The organism is Aminobacter sp. 01T433, from assembly GCF_056398585.1.
On the sequence record NZ_JBFTPR010000015.1, the window covers coordinates 1 to 16623 of the forward strand.

Sequence of the window (16623 nt, forward strand, 5' to 3'; positions counted from 1 at the left end):
ACCGCTGCCGACCTGCCTGATTGAACCGGACCCAGTGACTGGCCCCTTAAACGTCACATCATTGGAACGGTTGTAGATCAGTTCACCATTGTTGGTAATCGTCCCAACGAAATTGGTTCCACCGATCCATCCAGTTGCGCCGCCATCACCAAGCTGAAGCGTGCTTCCTGTGGCAATCAAAACGTCGCCGCGGCTACTGCTGGTGCCAGTCAGGGTGAGTTTGCCGCTGCCTACATGGGCGAAGGTGCCAACGCCAGTGATGATGCCAGAATACGTCCAGTCATCCGAGCGGTCGAAGACAATCGCGCCATAATTGAGAACATTGCCAGTGATCGATCCCGACGTTCCACCATTGCCGATCTGCAAGGTTGCGCCGCTGCTGATTTGCGCAGCGCCGAACGTATTCGCACCAGTGAGAACCTGTGTTCCGCTGAGAACACCAAAAGCACCTGCTCCAGTAATTGAGCCGCCAAATGCACCAGAATTGCGGACCTGAAGCGTCTTGCTGCCGAGGACAACTTCGCCATTTCCATCCAGCGACGCTATTTGCCCAATACCATTCGAGATGTCGAAAATGCCGTTAACAGTCACACCGCTCGAACTGTTGATGTTGCCTTGGTTGGCCAGGGCAAGTGTTCCGCCAGCTTCAATGGTCGTATGCCCGGTGTAGGTGGTACGGTCTCTCAGAGTGAGAGTGCCATCCCCAGCCTTGGTAAAATCCCCGCTGCCTCCGATCGTCTGGGCTATAGTCATATCAAACCCATTGGTGTCGATTGTGCCGCCGCCCGCATCCAGCGTAATGACCCGACTCGAGGCGGGGTTGAAGCTGGCACCAAGTTGCATGGTTCCTCCGTCGAAGGTGAGGCCGCCATTGACGTCGCCAAGGTTCGCGTCACTTGAAACCAAAATAGTGCCAGCTGAGAAATTTGTGCCGCCGCTATAGGTGTTTACCCCCGATAGTGACATGACGCCCGTGCCTTCCATGGCAACGGACCCCGTGCCAGTGATCACGTTTGCTACCTCGAATGAATCCGAACGTTTGAAGGCCAAATCGCCATAATTCGCTACTGTACCAGAGCCGAGGGCACCAGAAGTGCCTCCGTTGCCTATCTGAAGACGACCCTGAGAAATCTTAGTCGTTCCGTCGAAACCGACGAGGTCGCGAGCCAAAACAATACCTTCAACTCCGGTATAGGATTGGATCTTGACCTCGATTTCCCCGGAAATAGAAGAATTCCAACTTGACGCAACTGAATAATATTCAAGCAATGGATCCAGAACGGCCACAATCACAGGGTTAGGAGCACCTGAATATACATGCAACCCAGCGTTCGGATTCGACGGGTCATAACTACCTTGATACAGCTGACCGTATGCATTGAAAGAGGCGTCAGCAGTCGTGTCAATATAGGTTAGTCCGTTACCGACGACCGAGAAAGGAAGCTGAATATAGCTGCTCGGCCCTCCGAAAAGACCTTGGTGTAGTGGCTGGCCAGTTGTGTCGCCAGTAAAAGAAATACTGACTGCCTGCGCAAAGGCGGGGGCTGCGACCAATATACAAGTGCTAGCCAGCAACATTGCTGAAATACGTGCAGTTGTGGTTGCGAGATTGCGCGGCTTCGAAAGCGGACTCATTATACCCCCAGTAAAACTCCTATAAAAACCTGACAAAAATCATGGCGTCAACCAAAAACATGATCGGTGACTAATCTTTACACGTCTAATATATTAGGTATTTCGAACATAATGCTATGCATACACCTCACAGAGATACTCGGCGTGTCATCATGTCGACGCTGCCAACCGTCCCGAACGGGATCGGTTCGCATGCGTCTCTTGCGGCTTTGCCGCCGATCATGTTGCGGCGCAGTTTCTCTATCTAGGTCGAAAAACCGAGCCGGAGGACTTCCGGGGATGGCCTGTGAATCGACCGGGAGACTGGTCAGGAAACAAGAAGAAGCCCTGTCCTTCAGGGCCGGGCGAAGTCACTTGACCCAGCCAGAGATACGTAACCTCGTTGTCAGCGGCGTCCACGATCGTGGGCTGGAAAAATACTTCTTGGATAGTGCAGAGAGCCTCAAACCAGAAGATAGCGATTGGAGCCAGCTATTCAGATGGCTTTATGGACGAGGAAATGGAAGTCGAGATGCTGCTGCGGCTGGAACATTGGATCGCGACACATCCCGTCCCAGCCTTCAAAGGCGATCCCTATCGATCAGGCAAGCCATCAAGTTCTTGGTGAATGGGCACTTCCCATACTGTGAATGGCTCAATGATGACCTCGCAGGCTTGTCCGCGAGGACGCTTCCAACCTGATCAGATGTTTGGATTACAAATACGCGCCCTGCTTTCCGACTGGATCAGTCGGAATCCGATGTCGTCGGCGGAACAGCTATCTCGCGGGGATGCTCTTAGACTTCGCAGGCTTGGTCTCTGATGCAGGCTTCCGACCGAGGCCAAATTTTTTGGCCAAATCAGAGCGGGCCGAAGCATAATTCGGAGCAACCATCGGATAGTCTGCAGGGAGACCCCACTTCACTCGATACTCCTCAGGCGTCATCCCAAGTATCGAAAGATGACGGCGTAGCGATTTGAACTTCTTGCCGTCGTCCAGGCAGATGATGAAATCGGGTGTGACCGACTTCTTGATGGGGACTGCAGGCTTCAGTGACTCTTCGGCAGGAACCACTGTGCCGCTTGAAAGCTTGCTCAAGGAGGCATGAATTTCAGAGATCAGGGATGGCAGCGTGGATTGCGGAACAGCGTTATTGGAAATGTAAGCCGCTACAACGTCCGAAGTCAGTCGGACAATGTCTTCGTTGCGTTCGCGTTCGTCGACGGTCACTGATCTCTCCATAGAAAGCGAGGTTGCTTGCCTTTATCGACCTCCCATGATTTCGCAACCTTAAAATGTAGTCGGCCTCTCCGTGAAATCCGTGGAAGCAGATCATCTGCGCTACTTTTGCGACCTGATTTGGATATAGGATGCACTTCGAAAGGGGCATTGGGTGAAGAACGAAGGTCCGATCAGGTATCCATCCGCAGCGATAAGGACATTGAGAAACGAGATAGCCGAAGCTATCTCGAAATTCAGTGCTAATGACGTCCCGGGTCTTTGCAAACGCCTCGGCTTGCGCGAAGGGGATCGAGATGAAGCTTTCCAGAGCAAGTTCAAATTTGCAGAACGACGACTTCTGGAGAAATCAGCGACCGATCTCCTGCCCATAGCCGCGAGCTTGCTCGAAGAAGTGGACTCCTACAGCCTGTCCGAAGCATTGGCGAAGATCGAAGACCATAATAAAGTTTCCATTTCCGAACTCACTCGCCGACGTATCATGGCGCTTTTCGACGGCAGACAATTGAGCACTGAGCTCGAGCACGTCGATTTTCTGAAGCGTATCTGGCCGTTGGACCGAATGCCCTCCCGCTATGCCGACAGATATCCAGAACGAAACCTGGAAGAGGATGTATTTCAGGCAACTGTTAGAAATGACGACTGGGATAATCGGGAGCTGTTGACGGTTGTCGGCCTGCTTTCGTGCTCGCAAAAGCAGTTCTTCCGCTTCCTCGAAGAGGTGACCAGTCCCCTGATCCAGTCGCAAGCAGTCCAGGCAGCACTTGCCGCCGAGATTAATGAACAACTCAGGCATGACGGGTATCGCCTCGCAACCGTGCGAAGACTGTCGGGTAGCCCCGTCTACGAGGTCCAGCCCGCTGCGATTGGTAGCCCCGCTGACCGAGCCATCTCGGAGGCGCTCACCGCCTTCGATCCGGATACCGTGCATCCCAGGTGGGAGCAGGCCCTCGATCGGCGGGACACGGATCCCGAGGGGGCGATCACCCTGGCCCGTACGTTGCTCGAGGACGTTTGCAAATGGATCATCGTCGAGGCAGGCCAGGAGTACGGGGAGAAGGACGACCTTCCAGTTCTGTACAGGAAGCTGGCGAAAATCCTGAAACTGGCCCCCGATGATCATACCGAGATTGTCTTTAAGCAGATCCTCGGGGGCTGCCAGTCGGTGGTCGAATCCCTTGGGTCATTGCGAAACAAGATTTCAGATGCCCATAGCCGCGGCCCGAAACGGGTGAAACCCGCCTCCCGTCATGCCCAGCTCGCCGTCAATCTCTCGGGGACAATGGCGACCTTCCTGGTTTCGACGTGGGACGCCAGAAAGTCTGATCCAACAAAGGAGGCGGTGGGGCTGCCTGCCGGACCCGAATGATTATCAACGTTCCCACGGCCGATGACCTGCGAACGATTAGCCTTCGCCTATATTTCAAGGCGTGGGCTGAGATCGTCGAGATCGTATCGGAATGGTATGAGTACAGCGGGTTGCTGAACCTTCCCAAATGGCTGCCAGAAGAAGGCCGATATGACGATGCACCCGAGGTCGATGAGGATAAGGCTTGGCAAGCCTATCTGGATGCCGCGCAGAGCGACTTTCAGGGCGTGTACACGATGGTTCAACAGAGCCAAGAGATCGGTCTGAAAGCTCTTGTTTGCGAGGTTAGTCCGTTCCTGCTGTTGAAGCGGCACGAGGCAAAGGCCGTCGATGCTGCAACCCACACATACGACTTTACCGATTTCCAGACCGTCGATGCTGCCGACTTGATCAGGGTCTGTAACACGTTTTGCAACAGGATCATCTCCTCCGAGTTCCAGCTCCAGTTCGAGGAAATTAGGAAAAGTCGCAACAAAATCCACCATCTCGGCATACACAACAGCCCCATCGATCCCGCCTTCATCATCGACGCGCTGCTTGTCCAATACCGCGAGCTTTACACGGGACGAAGATGGCTCGGGGACCGCCGCCATTTCGCGGCAATGCATAGATGGTCGGCGATCGACGTCGATAGCGGAGATTGGAGTGAACTGACGCAGGTTTTCCGCGAATTGTGGCACATCTTGCCGATACTGCCTGAGGCCCAATTCATGACGATCATGCGCCACGGTCCGGAGGAGCCCCGTTACATCTGCCACGCTTGTGGGGACGAAGCACATCTTGGGGAGCGTGAGCCATACCCTGGGGACATTCCGACCGCCTGCATCACAGAAGATGGAATGCAGGTTCACTGCGTCGTCTGGGACAAGGCCTATAAAATCAGGAAGGAACCATGCCCCGACGACTGTGACAGCCAGTTAGTCAGCGACGAGCCCAGATTCGACGGATGCTGCATGCTTTGCGGGTGAAGCAAGGTAGACGTCGAGTTCGATAGAAGACAGAAGACGGAACGAAGGGGACAGTGTGGAGGACATCAGGAAACCCTAATTCGCCCCCGACTTCCGCCATTTCGCAGCCAGGAAAAATTTCCTCTCCAGGGAATTGAGGACAGCGACTGTTCGCGATATGTTCTCCTTCTATGTCAGTAGCAATCACCACCCATGTCGTTCCTGTTCCAATTTCCTCGAAGGGGACAACTGTTCCCGTATCGGGCACGCTTGTGCCCGCGGGATTCCCGTCGCCTGCTGCAGACGACCTCGAGGACGAGATCGATCCCATTGGATGGATCGTCCGGCACCCGTCTGCGACCTTCTGGTGGCGAGTTTCGGGCGACAGTCTTGTCGACGAAGGCATCCATGACGGAGATCTGATCGCTGTCGATCGAGCAGGCAAAAAACGCATCGGCCGCGTCGTCCTGGCAGTCGTTGATGGCGCGGTAACACTCAAGAAGCTGGCGAAACGGGATGGACGCTACTGGCTCGACCCGAAATCCAAGGGAAGAGACTTCACGCCTATCCTGGTGACAGAAACCACCGAAATATGGGGCGTCGTCGCAGGTATAGTGAGGCGCTGCCCAGTAGACTGATGAGCGCCAGTAGGTAAGTTGGGGACGGAACAAGGGGTATTTTCATGAAATCAATATTTTATTCGGTTATTTTTATTGCAGCAACGATGACTGGTGCGCTGGCGGAATCTCAGATGTGGGTGACAGGTGATCGCGCTAATCGCCGAACGTGCCCATCAACTGAGTGCGGGGTAGTCGGGAGACTTTTCTTCCGAGAATCCGCAAAGGTCGTTGAAACCAAGGGCGGCTGGGGCCGCGTTTCGAGGTACTACGACGCTTCGTGCGTTGGTGGACGATCACAATACGTGGATTCTGGACGCGCCGATTGCACAGCTGACAACGGCATTGTCGATAGCCAGTTCGCCGAGTGGATCAAACTCGACCTCCTGTCAGAAACCCGCCCCGCGGACCCCGGTGCAAATGCCAGTGGGACAGCCAAGTTAGTCGCCCAGTCCGACGACTTCCAACGATATGAAGGCCAGTTCGTGACGGCTGCCGAAAACCTGTTGGCATCTGGCCAGTGCACAGCCAAGGACTTCACCGAAATGGGTGGCTGGGTGAAATCCACCAACAAGGGTCACGGCATTTATTTCGCATACTGCGGTGGCGGTGCGGATCGCATCTATCTGGACGTCTCCACAGGTCGGACCTACCGCTAGAAAGGCATCTATTCGATGCCCGACCCAATCGCGCTCATCGACTGCAACAATTTTTACGTCTCATGCGAGCGGGTTTTCGATCTGAAACTTGTGGGCGTGCCTGTAATCGTGCTGTCCAACAACGACGGCTGCGCCGTCGCCAGGTCCGAGGAGGCGAAGGCCCTTGGGATCAAGATGGGGGTCCCACTCTTTCATATCCGCGACAAGGTCAAGGAACATGGGATACGGACTCTCTCGAGCAATTATACCCTCTACGGGGATATGAGCCGTCGGGTCGTCGACGCCCTAAGCGGTTTCTCACCCAACATTGAAGTTTACTCAATCGACGAGTCTTTCGTGGACTTGTCGGGTTTCCAGTCGGCTGTAAAACAGGCAACCGCAATGCGCGCAACCGTACGTGAACTGACTGGGATCCCCACCTGCGTCGGGATTGCGCCGACAAAAACAATGGCGAAACTGGCCAACTATGCCGCGAAGAAGAACCCCATCTTCGGCGGCATTTGCGATTTCACCGACGCACGAGTGGCAGCATGGTCCATGGAGCGGATCGCAGTCGGCGAAGTGTGGGGCGTTGGTGCCAAAACAGAGGTCAAGCTGCGGGAGGTCGGGGTAGACACGGTCGCCAAGCTGCGAGCCATGCCGATGCCTTTGGCTCGAAAAATCGGCACCGTCGTCCTCGAGCGCATCGTTGCAGAGCTCCAAGGCGTTCGCTGTCTCGATCTCGAAGAAGTGGCCCCGCAACGCAAGGGCATGGCAGTCACTAGGTCAGCTGGGGAGCCCATGAGTACATTCGACACCCTCATGCAGGCAATGACGTCCCACGCATCCCGGGCGGCCCAGAAACTCCGGCAGCATGGCCTCGTTGCAGGCCAGGTTACGGCCTTCTTTCACACGAATTCATTTTCGGCCACGGCTCCGCAGCATTCGGCATCGAGAACCGTTCGCCTGAGGCCGATGACGAATAACACCTTCGATCTCGTCCAAGCCGTCAGCTTATGCGTTCAAAAAGCGTGGAAAGGCGACCGCAGTGGCAATGGCTACGGCTACACCAAAGCTGGCGTGATGCTTGACGACCTCATCAACGAGGAAGATGCCCCGCAGATGCTGTTCGAATTCGAGCGGCCGCGGGACGCTCGCCTGATGACAGCAATGGATGCCGTTAACGATCGCTATGGCAGGAAGACCATGGTTTTGGGTTCTGAAGGCTTCAAGCGAGGGTTCGAAGCGAAGGCTGAGATGAGGTCGCCGAGATACACGACCAGAATTTCCGAGATTCCTGTCGTGTGTGTATGACCAAAAGTAGAAACGGTGAGGGAATTTTGACATATCCCACGATTGCCGTTTATAATGATGAATTAGATCACTATGAATTGATTTATTCTTGGCCGACAGGGCACAATTGGTTTCACAACATATCTTTAGGGGAACCATATGATGCTCAAACTTATTCTAATAGCAACAACCGCGGCAATCTCAACTTCAACTGCTTTCGCAGCTGAGCCACTTTTTGTTTACCGATACAAGCCTGGCGTTATTTCGCTTACTTCGATCACACCGTCTGAACCCGAAATTCCCGAGGAACCTGAAGAGCCTTTCAATTGGTGGTCGATTACTTCGCCGCTGGAAGATGCCTTTTATGTAGATGGCAACGGAGATGGGAAAATCGGCATAGGAGATGCATTCGCTTATTCTATCAGGATAAGGAATTCCAACAAATCGACGGCCAGCAATCTAACTTTCCGAAGCAATAATATGGGAATGGAAAACGTAGTCAACTGCGGGTCTGTTGCGTATAATCAAACCTATATATGCTCTGGATCAATCGTATTTACGAAAGGTGATGTCTGTTCGATAACACTGTCATCTCGAAATGCAATGCGCGACAACGAGCAGGAGAAGGGTTATACGATCACCTTGGTAGAGGCGACTTTAAGGGGAACGAAACGCGTACTCGAAAACCATGCATCTATCACGTTGGCGAACGGTCCTGTATTTACTGACGTTGGCTGCATTGACTGAATTCTACCGTACGATGAGAGAAGCCCCCTGAACGGATCATTCAGAGGGCCTTCTGCAGGGAAAGGTGGGATCCAAACCCCTGCTTTTTTACTGGGTCATTCCATGCTGCCTTACGGCGGAATCCGAAGTTGACCCCCAATTGTCAATGAAGGCTTCAAACTTCGAATTGTCAGCATCTACCGTCTCGGCCTCGATGAGTTCCAGCCATTCGGCAATGGCAACTTCAACTCGTTCGCGCTTGTTCATGAGAACTCCCTTTTTCATGTCTCAAAGGGTAATGTATTGGGGAGGTTCAAAGGTTCCCGCGCCCGCAATAATAATTTGCGGAGGATCCAGAAACCGCTAAACGCGATCATGCTGGTGCTTACCCCCCCTCAGCTGCCTTTCGGTGAAACGGGGTCGTTTGACAGTGCTTGCAGTATTCGGCTTCCAGAACTGTTCGGCTTAAGCCGATGACGAACAACGCCTTCGATCTCGTCCAAGCCGTCAGCTTTTGCGTCCAGAAAGCTTGGAAAGTTGACCGCAGCGGGAATGGCTACGTCTACACCAAAGCTGGCGTGCTGCTTGACGACCTCATCAAAGAGGAAGACGCCCCCTCAACTCCTGTTCGAATTTAAGAAGCCGCGGGATGCCCGCCTGATGCAGGCCCTGGATGCGGTGAACGATGGCTTAGGCAAAGAAGGGCTAGTGATTGGCTCGGAGGAGGCGACCGTTTGAGGCTAAGGCCGAGACGCGCTCGCCTCGGTATAAGACCCGGCTCTCGGATTCGCCTGTGGTCAACGCGTGGGTGACGGGAACTCGAGACTGGTCTATCAGGATCGCGGGGGCATTACGTTCGGTTACTTTGGGTTTCAGGGGCTGGTTTGGTCCAACTAGCAAAAGGCAGGGCGCTGGCTGCACTCCATGACTTCCGTCCAGCTATTATTTCTGAGGGGGGAAGATGCTCGAGTGGATAGGGTTGGGAATTGGCGGCATTGCGCTCGGCTGGTTTCTGAGAGGTCGCATAGGGGCTGACCAGCCTCAAACCTTGCAGACGAACACGATCGATCTCCAGCGCAACGTTCGTGAAGCGGAGGACAGATACCTCGAAGTGCTCCGTCGGGAGATCGGAAACATGCTGATCAACCTCGACCCCGATCTGATGATAAGCAGCTACGAGAAAGGCTGGAAATACCAGAGCGAAGTGGTGAACGCCGGGAAAGAGCGTATCTCGGCCGACCTGAAATCACTGACGCTGAAACATCGGTTCTTCAGCGAGTTCGATATGCTGGGCACCAGGCACTTTGTTCCGTACGAAGAGGCGCGAAGCATGTCGAGCGACGACGATATCGTCGAGCGCTATCTTGATATTTCGAAGATGATTCTGCTCGGCCAGCTGGTCGAACCTGCACATCAGCATGCCAGACTCTTTACCGAAGAGGAATTCGACGTCCTCCGGAAAACGGTCCGCCGCTGTAAGGATCGGGCCTTCAAAGACAGGATCGAGGAAGGCGTTCAAAGGTATTACGCCTTCCGACGCGCCATCGACCGCTATGGCTCGAAAGACGCCCAAGACGGCTTCAATCCACTCGAAGAAAGAGATCTGGCGGTCTTTCGTCTTCCATCCGATGGCCCCGAAAATGTGCTTGGACTCGTTTTCAAAGGGACTGACGAATTCGCGGCATACGCCACGTTCCACGATGACGACGGCAAGATTTTCAAAACATATAACCGCTCCGACCCCACCTTCAAGAAGCGTCAGGGACTTGATGCGTGAGGGGCTAATAATCGACGCTATTGGGTCCCTTGTGGTTGCGTCGCAAAGGTTCTGGTGGCCGCTCGACGACCTCGGTAGCTAATTGAAGGGACTTAGCCGCGCATTGCTGAAAGCGGGGAAATAACGATGACGTCGTCAGCTTGCCGCTGTTTTTCCGCTTCGAAAGCCTCTCGGCCGTCCGCGCCTTGGGCTTGCGCTATAGCTTGAAAGACGTAGCGGGCCTGCGACATCGCCATACACGCGAACCTCGAAACGTCATACGGATCAATGACATCTTTACTATCTGCCATTCTGATAAGGAAATCCCTACAAGACTTCGCGACGCTTACTGGACGAGAGTCGTTGGCACACGCGAGCGGACCATTTTGAATAATGGGCGTGTCATCCTTACGGTCGATTTTCTTCCGAGCGTCTGAGACCGCCTGTAAGAGGCTCGGCTCGTTCGTTGCGTACGCCGCCCGTTCCGCCGCAAGCAGCGCCATGCGGAGGATCATCCTCCGGTCTACTCCGCGTATTTGCAGGGAAAGCTCAATCGCATCGCAGGGATCGAACGCTTTTGCCACGTCGCCTATGGTAACCAGCGTCCGAAAGTCGTTTGGATCTCTGAACCCGGAAATCAACTCGGCGTAGTTCCTCCTGAATCTTGGAGTAAGGACACCGAATGAGTCGTGCTTCGGCGCGAGAGTTTGGACCACCCGCAAGCTGACATAAAGCGGCCTATTCTGGAACTTGGCCTGCTTCACGACCGAGGCTGCCCCCGTCCCGTTGCAGGAGAAACACTTACCACCTTCTATATGCTTGTAGCGTCGTATAATTCCGGAGCCGCTACATCTGTGGCAGGAATGTTGCTCCAGTTGTGGTCTCTCATTGGAAGCTGGATTGGCAGGAGTGTTGGTTGTTCCCCGCTTGCTGTTGCGCTCCCTTGCTGCCGAGCGGGATAGCGCATCAACTACCGACACGGCATCAGCACCTGCACCGAACGTTCGCTTAAAATCGCCCATTTTTATTCCCCCACGTAGTCAGAAATCACCGCACTTCGCGTCAATAGTTAGTGATAGATGTCGACCTGATGCGCCAATTCCCAACTATATCTCTACCCCCTTGACGACTTTCACCGATGAAGACGGACATTGTGGTTCACCCATAGATCACAGAACGAAGCGGCTCGTTCTCGGATAGTCTCGTCCGGATTCAGAACCAGAAAAGTGCGGCAGCTATACGCCGTAGCCCGCACTGCAATAGTGCCAGCTCCGAGCCGACCAACCAAATGATTGACCTCAGCATCATGCCCCCCAGCTCGCCTTGTGTTGTGATGGTAGATGACGGCTGTTCTCCCCTCTGCCAGAGCCTCGGCCTCTGACAGAGGCATCTGTTTCCCGAACGCCTTCTTGCTGCGTCGTCGAGGGTTGTCATCGACCAGGCCGTTGTCAGGATCGGCGAAGACGATGTCGGCATCTGCCAGATCGGCTCGCACTCTATCAAACCATGATGTCCTCCAGGCAGGTCGAGATGCCCAGTGCATGGTGGGGGTGCTCAGCACTTCTCCCGAAAATTGGCCGTCGATCGTTCCTGTCTCTTCGAGGGCGCGAACGCTCCGCCCGTTAGCTACGACCGAGCCAAGGGCATCAAAAAGCTCTGGATCCAGATGCCGCCAGCGGGCAGGGGCCCGCAGGTAGCTGGTGTGCTTGCCGTCGGCATTGTGATTTTCGTCATCGTAGAGATACCAGGCGATGCCGAGTTTCCGACCCGCGGACAGGTGGCGGAGCAGGGCCAGCTTTACGAAATCACCGATGTCGCCTGCGTACCTGTTTTGCATCATACCTCATGGTCAACAGGATGCGCTTTGCAACGATTTCACCAGCCTCGAGACGACAGCATCAAACGCCTTGAGCTGGGCCCGATCATACTCGAGTCGGAAATATGCGGCCGCACCATTGCAGGTGGGAATCGCACGCTCGTAGAACACTCGATTGCCCTTGGTCCCCGACCAGCTCGCCCAAGCGGGGTTTTCCTTGCGGTAGGTGACTTGGAAACCGACGGTCAGGTCCTGATTTATCCGCCAATTCACTTCGCTCAGGAAATCGGCCTCGGTGATATGACCGCCCCAAACTCGCAGCGTCCCTCGACCGTCTTTTGATTTCGCAACACCTCCATCACCGTTTTCGGCTTCCGACACTTTGGAAAAACCCGGGGGTATGTCTATCCGATATCCGAAACGGGCATTCGAATAGCTATTCCACTCGGCCGCCTGCACAGTGACAATGTTCAGCAGAAGTCCAGCTATTGAGGCTCCGAATTTCCTCATTATCCCTCACGGCTGCAACGAGCTTATGCACTCGCCGTAATACGTCTGGGCGTCATGGCCCGAAGCGCTCACGGACACATTGGCAGGCGTTCTTTCGTCAAATCGAACCTGGTCGAACGGGGGCGGGAAAGTGCCTTAAAATCAGCGCCTTAGGCGTCATTGTTCCCTGAGATTGTCATTCGCCTCATGTACCTCTGAGGCTAGTCATTCTTGTACCTCGGGTCAAGCAGTGCGCATCGGTATGACGATGTGCACGACTGAACTCACGGATAATGCGTTCCTAGGATGACCGTGCCTCGCCAAATTTGACATTTGCCGAGTCGATTGCCCCCTCACCGAACGGCTAATCGCCCCCTCACCAACCAGCTAATTGACCCCTTCATCGATCGACGAATAGACTCCAGGTGAACGGGCGGGGGTGATCGTGGCACTAGACAACGGGCTGGCGAAAGCAGCGACTTCAGAAAAGACGACAGTCGCGACGCTGGTGGCTATCGCGATGGTCTTACCTGCGACAATACCCGCAGCAATTGCTGTAGCGTTGTATACCGTCGTGTTCAACTGGTTCACAGGCGGACCGTCTTTAGCTTGGATGCGGATAGTACCGTATGTGTACGAAGTCGGATCGCTATGGTTCCCGGAGCTTCTCAGGGGGATGATAGTCGGCAGCGCTGCTATTTTGACAAGTCGCTATTTTTTTCCTCGCAGTAACGTCGAAGCCGTAAAGCTCGCGACTCTTACCTTTTGGGGAGCACTTCTTATCGCGTTGCTACTATTCAGCATGATCATTCGCGGAATGACGTTCGACCTTATCGGTGTCTTGGCTTTGCTCGTTGGTTTAGGTGGCGGGCTATGGACGGGGGCTATGGACGAGCGATGAATTGTCCCTCGGCGGACGCGCAGCACGACGTAGGCGCAGTCTCGCCAAGGTTGGGCCCGCTGAGTCCTTCACCTCGCCCGTTGGTGCGACTTACATTCGGTTTCAGCACAATCCGCGCCCGCTCAGTCTCCCAGACGAGCACCGCTCGGGTCACGTTCAGGTCCCATTGGGCGCGGTGCACATCTGGGTCACCGTCTTGAGTTCCCCCGTTCGACCGCCCGCCACGCGGCCCGAGGTAGCGATGAAGGTTCCCCCTGACGTAACGCTTGAGGGCCTCTTTGGTCGCCTCCAATGCTTCCCCCGATCAGCGGCACCCGACGCCTCGACGCCACATTCTTGAGCCGTCTGCCTTCGTGCCATTCGACCTCAATGTACGGCATCTCTCCCGCGACAACCGCGTCCGCAGCACGGCGGCCTGTAACCTCGGCAAGGCGGCAGCCGGTGCCTTGCGGCATCCCACCTGAACCTGGAGAAAACCTGCCCATAAGTGAATCCGGCCCCGAAAAGCAAACTGTTTAGCGTGCCTGGATCGGCATCGAACCAGTGCATACCGGATGCCTTCCGCACCTCACGTTCGAGATATCTCTCAAGGCGACTCTCATACGAGAAGAAGCCGTATCCGATCATCGCGTCCCCCCTCCGAATCCCACCTCGGTCAAACGCTGCTCATACTGATTGCGGCAGGCAAAGCGCCAACGATGCTCTTTGAGATCGAGCGGCCAACGGATGCACGCCTGATGTCGGCCCTGGACTCGTTCAATGACCGGTGGGGGAGGAAGACGCTCGTACTTGGGTTCAGAAGGGTTCCAGAGGGGCTTTAAAGCCAAGGCAACTATGAGATCGCCAAGGTATACGACCAGGCCTTCGGAAGCTCCTACGTCATCGTGTGAGATCAGAAGTTCGCAGCTAGCCAATTGCAAACGTCATAAGCGTCTGATTTATCTTTGTTTCGTTGCGTTTGATTTCCATTCCTACACGAGGTAACGACAATTGGAGCTTCCGTCGACCGAACTGATCGAAAAGCTGGAGCAACTACTCACTGCCGAACCTGATTTTCAACGGATTGAAGATGCTCTCGATGTCTTCTGTCCCTTTGAGGCCATGGGAATGGTGCGGGCAGAAATCCGCCACGGCAATTTCCTGGCGTACATTTTGGATCCCAACAGGCCACATAGATTTGGAAGCGGCATCCTACGTCCATTCTTGATGGAAGCATTCAGGACGGGTCACACAGCTGGGCTGACCAGTGGATTAACTTCGCTGGATGCACATCTGATGGATCTCGACAGCGTGGACGTTCGTCGAGAATGGCAGAACATCGACCTTCTCATCGAGATCCCTCGGGACAAAACCGTCGTCGCTATCGAGCTGAAGATTGATGCATCCCAATCTCAGGGTCAGCTCGGCCGCTACAGAAACTGCTTAGAACGCGAGTGGCAGGGCCCTGACTGGCGGCGGGTGTTCGTCTTCCTGACGAAGAATGAAGAGAAACCAAATGACCATGCGTGGCTGTCGATGCGCATGTCAGCGGTCGTCTCCATACTTGGAAATTACCTAAGGGAACACGGCACAGGGACTTTGGCCCTACAGTCCGTCAACGCATACAAGGCAATGCTGGACAGGCATCATATGAAAGACAATGAGCTCAGGAAGTTAGCAGAGAGCATCTGGTCCCGGCATGAAGAGGCTCTCTCGTTTCTCATAAAGAACAGGCCGGATCCGCCGGATCCGCTTGGGGGTATTCTCGTTGCCATCCTAGCTGCCGGAGATGAGATCGCGGCGAAGGCCAATGAGGCATTGAAGGGCCAGCTCACAGTCATTCGAGATCACGACTCGAGCAGGATCCTGCGCTTCGCGGTCGCAAAATGGGATCCGATACCAGGAATGGTCGGAGTCAAATGGACTGCTAGCCGTCGAGCGCTTTTGTTTGAGCTAAAAGTGGAGGCTGAGGCCGTTTTTGGATATCTCTATTTGGGTCCGGGCGAAGGCCCGGAACGGGAGCGTATTTACAAAACTCTGACTGCAAGCGAGCCCAAGAAAGTTTCAAAAGGCCACATACGAATAGTACTGAGAAGCCTAGTCAACGCCGCGGATGAGTTGTCGCTCGATGACGCTGTCGAGACCATCAAGGATGGCTTCCTCGATTTTGTGGCCCGCGAAGCCCCTCGCATCGACAAGCTACTCATGCCTTTGCTAGATGAAGCGACCAATGTCTAATTGCCGGAATTCCTTCGGTGTGTGGGGTCAATGGCGTCCGAAGGGCTTCGGTTTTTCGCAGGGCCTCAGCTTCATGACCATTGTCGTGATGCTTGCCACCCCAGCGAAGGCGGAAGAAGGTGTGGTCATCGATCTAAGTTCCTCGTCGCCGGCACTGCATTTCCCAATCGGAATCGAGGGGAAGCAGGTTCACGTCATCCCAGCTTTCGAAGACTACGCCTACATGCTCTGGGACGCCTGCGACGCGATGAAGCTGTCGAGCGAAGAGTGCTTGATCTATCCGATGAACGCGGATCTCGGCGGGAATGCGATAGCAACCATTGAAAGCGGAAATAGGGTCATCGTCTATGATCGCCAACTATCTCCAAAGCTCGGATACGAGGGCGCGATGGCGGTCATCAGTCATGAGCTGGGACACCATTACTGTCGCCACATTGGAACCCCAGTGGATCCCAAGCAGGAGTTCGAGGCGGACCGTTTTGCGGGGGCCGCAATGAAGAACGCAAAGATGTCGCTCGAGGATGCTTTGGCGATGGCGACTATTTTTGATGAGCGGCCGTCACGCTCTCATCCGGCCAAGGATGAAAGAATCCAAGCTATCAAGGACGGCTGGAACGGTCCCGATGCCGCCAAGAACTGCCGACGAGGACGCTAGCGTGTTGGATCGGGGTCGCGCCGATATGCAGGTCGGACGCGAATAACAAGGCAAGATCATTGGTTGTGTTGTCGGCGTGCTGCATCGGCTTTCAGCTGGATTGGCAGCGGCAACAAAGCGCCAGACAATCAATGGGTGAGCGAAGGCAGTTAAGTGGAGGGAGAGCCACGCTTTCCTACGTGTCGTCCAGAGGCAGAGAAGCGTCAAGGACGCGGCCAACAGTGCAAGCAAAGCAATACAGTGTCCGACCCTGAGCGCGAATAACTACGCTGTTTATCCGGTCTTGGAACTGCTGCCGCGCTCGACGCGGCGCGGCGGAACGTTCCAAGAGATCGGCAATCAGTG

At 54.7% G+C, this 16623-nt stretch carries 18 protein-coding genes; 12 read left to right on the forward strand and 6 right to left on the reverse strand.

Features of this window, described 5'->3' with window-relative positions; genetic code table 11:
• Together AC1DLV_RS22630 and AC1DLV_RS22635 are read right to left on the reverse strand one after the other, a co-directional pair.
• On the reverse strand, positions 1 to 1635 hold a 1635-nt coding region (locus AC1DLV_RS22630), incomplete at its 3' end, for an autotransporter-associated beta strand repeat-containing protein (protein ID WP_476836248.1).
• A 757-nt stretch (positions 1636 to 2392) separates the two neighbouring features.
• Positions 2393 to 2845 carry a Ros/MucR family transcriptional regulator gene (locus AC1DLV_RS22635; protein ID WP_476802394.1) on the reverse strand — a complete coding sequence of 151 codons (453 nt, stop codon included), beginning with the start codon at positions 2843 to 2845 and terminating at the stop codon, positions 2393 to 2395.
• Positions 2846 to 3008: 163 nt separating this feature from the next.
• Here AC1DLV_RS22635 and AC1DLV_RS22640 point away from each other — a divergent pair, with 163 nt between their 5' ends.
• From AC1DLV_RS22640 to AC1DLV_RS22665, 6 genes are all read left to right on the forward strand, one after another.
• Positions 3009 to 4223, forward strand: a complete 1215-nt coding sequence (locus tag AC1DLV_RS22640) for an abortive infection family protein (protein WP_476802395.1) — start codon at positions 3009 to 3011, stop codon at positions 4221 to 4223.
• Entirely contained in the window at positions 4220 to 5191 is a 972-nt protein-coding gene (locus AC1DLV_RS22645; protein WP_476802396.1) for a hypothetical protein, read from the forward strand. Before AC1DLV_RS22640 ends, AC1DLV_RS22645 begins: the two co-directional genes overlap by 4 nt.
• A 251-nt stretch (positions 5192 to 5442) precedes the next feature.
• Entirely contained in the window at positions 5443 to 5808 is a 366-nt protein-coding gene (locus AC1DLV_RS22650) for a LexA family protein (RefSeq protein WP_476836249.1), read from the forward strand.
• A 44-nt stretch (positions 5809 to 5852) separates the two neighbouring features.
• The gene (locus tag AC1DLV_RS22655) at positions 5853 to 6446 is read left to right on the forward strand and encodes an SH3 domain-containing protein (protein ID WP_476802398.1); all 594 of its coding nucleotides are present in this window, start codon (positions 5853 to 5855) and stop codon (positions 6444 to 6446) included.
• Positions 6447 to 6461: 15 nt separating this feature from the next.
• Positions 6462 to 7739, forward strand: coding sequence for a Y-family DNA polymerase (locus AC1DLV_RS22660; RefSeq protein WP_476836250.1), 1278 nt, complete (start codon positions 6462 to 6464; stop codon positions 7737 to 7739).
• A gap of 138 nt (positions 7740 to 7877) precedes the next feature.
• Positions 7878 to 8465: a hypothetical protein gene (locus AC1DLV_RS22665; protein WP_476802400.1), complete on the forward strand. Its 588-nt coding sequence runs from the start codon at positions 7878 to 7880 to the stop codon at positions 8463 to 8465.
• A gap of 87 nt (positions 8466 to 8552) precedes the next feature.
• Here AC1DLV_RS22665 and AC1DLV_RS22670 read toward each other — a convergent pair whose 3' ends face one another.
• A complete protein-coding gene (locus AC1DLV_RS22670) occupies positions 8553 to 8711 on the reverse strand; it encodes a hypothetical protein (RefSeq protein WP_476802401.1) in 159 nt (52 codons plus the stop codon).
• A gap of 206 nt (positions 8712 to 8917) precedes the next feature.
• Between AC1DLV_RS22670 and AC1DLV_RS22675 the strand changes: the two genes are divergently transcribed.
• A complete protein-coding gene (locus AC1DLV_RS22675; protein WP_476802402.1) occupies positions 8918 to 9082 on the forward strand; it encodes a hypothetical protein in 165 nt (54 codons plus the stop codon).
• Positions 9083 to 9405: 323 nt separating this feature from the next.
• On the forward strand, positions 9406 to 10221 hold the full coding sequence (locus AC1DLV_RS22680) for a hypothetical protein (RefSeq protein ID WP_476802403.1): 816 nt from the start codon (positions 9406 to 9408) through the stop codon (positions 10219 to 10221).
• Between the two features lie 92 nt (positions 10222 to 10313).
• Here AC1DLV_RS22680 and AC1DLV_RS22685 read toward each other — a convergent pair whose 3' ends face one another.
• The 3 genes from AC1DLV_RS22685 to AC1DLV_RS22695 all read right to left on the reverse strand — a co-directional run bounded on the left by AC1DLV_RS22685 (position 10314) and on the right by AC1DLV_RS22695 (position 12526).
• Positions 10314 to 11222 carry a hypothetical protein gene (locus AC1DLV_RS22685; RefSeq protein ID WP_476802404.1) on the reverse strand — a complete coding sequence of 303 codons (909 nt, stop codon included), beginning with the start codon at positions 11220 to 11222 and terminating at the stop codon, positions 10314 to 10316.
• Positions 11223 to 11332: 110 nt separating this feature from the next.
• Positions 11333 to 12037: a hypothetical protein gene (locus AC1DLV_RS22690; RefSeq protein WP_476802405.1), complete on the reverse strand. Its 705-nt coding sequence runs from the start codon at positions 12035 to 12037 to the stop codon at positions 11333 to 11335.
• Positions 12038 to 12049: 12 nt separating this feature from the next.
• A complete protein-coding gene (locus AC1DLV_RS22695; protein ID WP_476802406.1) occupies positions 12050 to 12526 on the reverse strand; it encodes a hypothetical protein in 477 nt (158 codons plus the stop codon).
• Positions 12527 to 12950: 424 nt separating this feature from the next.
• On the opposite strand from AC1DLV_RS22695, the gene AC1DLV_RS22700 reads away from it, so the two are divergent.
• The 4 genes from AC1DLV_RS22700 (at position 12951) to AC1DLV_RS22715 (ending at position 16278) form a co-directional block, all read left to right on the forward strand.
• On the forward strand, positions 12951 to 13406 hold the full coding sequence (locus tag AC1DLV_RS22700; RefSeq protein ID WP_476802407.1) for a hypothetical protein: 456 nt from the start codon (positions 12951 to 12953) through the stop codon (positions 13404 to 13406).
• Between the two features lie 759 nt (positions 13407 to 14165).
• The gene (locus AC1DLV_RS22705; RefSeq protein ID WP_476802408.1) at positions 14166 to 14390 is read left to right on the forward strand and encodes a DUF4113 domain-containing protein; all 225 of its coding nucleotides are present in this window, start codon (positions 14166 to 14168) and stop codon (positions 14388 to 14390) included.
• Between the two features lie 6 nt (positions 14391 to 14396).
• Positions 14397 to 15623 carry a PDDEXK-like family protein gene (locus tag AC1DLV_RS22710; protein ID WP_476802409.1) on the forward strand — a complete coding sequence of 409 codons (1227 nt, stop codon included), beginning with the start codon at positions 14397 to 14399 and terminating at the stop codon, positions 15621 to 15623.
• A gap of 73 nt (positions 15624 to 15696) precedes the next feature.
• A complete protein-coding gene (locus AC1DLV_RS22715) occupies positions 15697 to 16278 on the forward strand; it encodes a M48 family metalloprotease (RefSeq protein ID WP_476802410.1) in 582 nt (193 codons plus the stop codon).
• Positions 16279 to 16623: the final 345 nt, after the last annotated feature.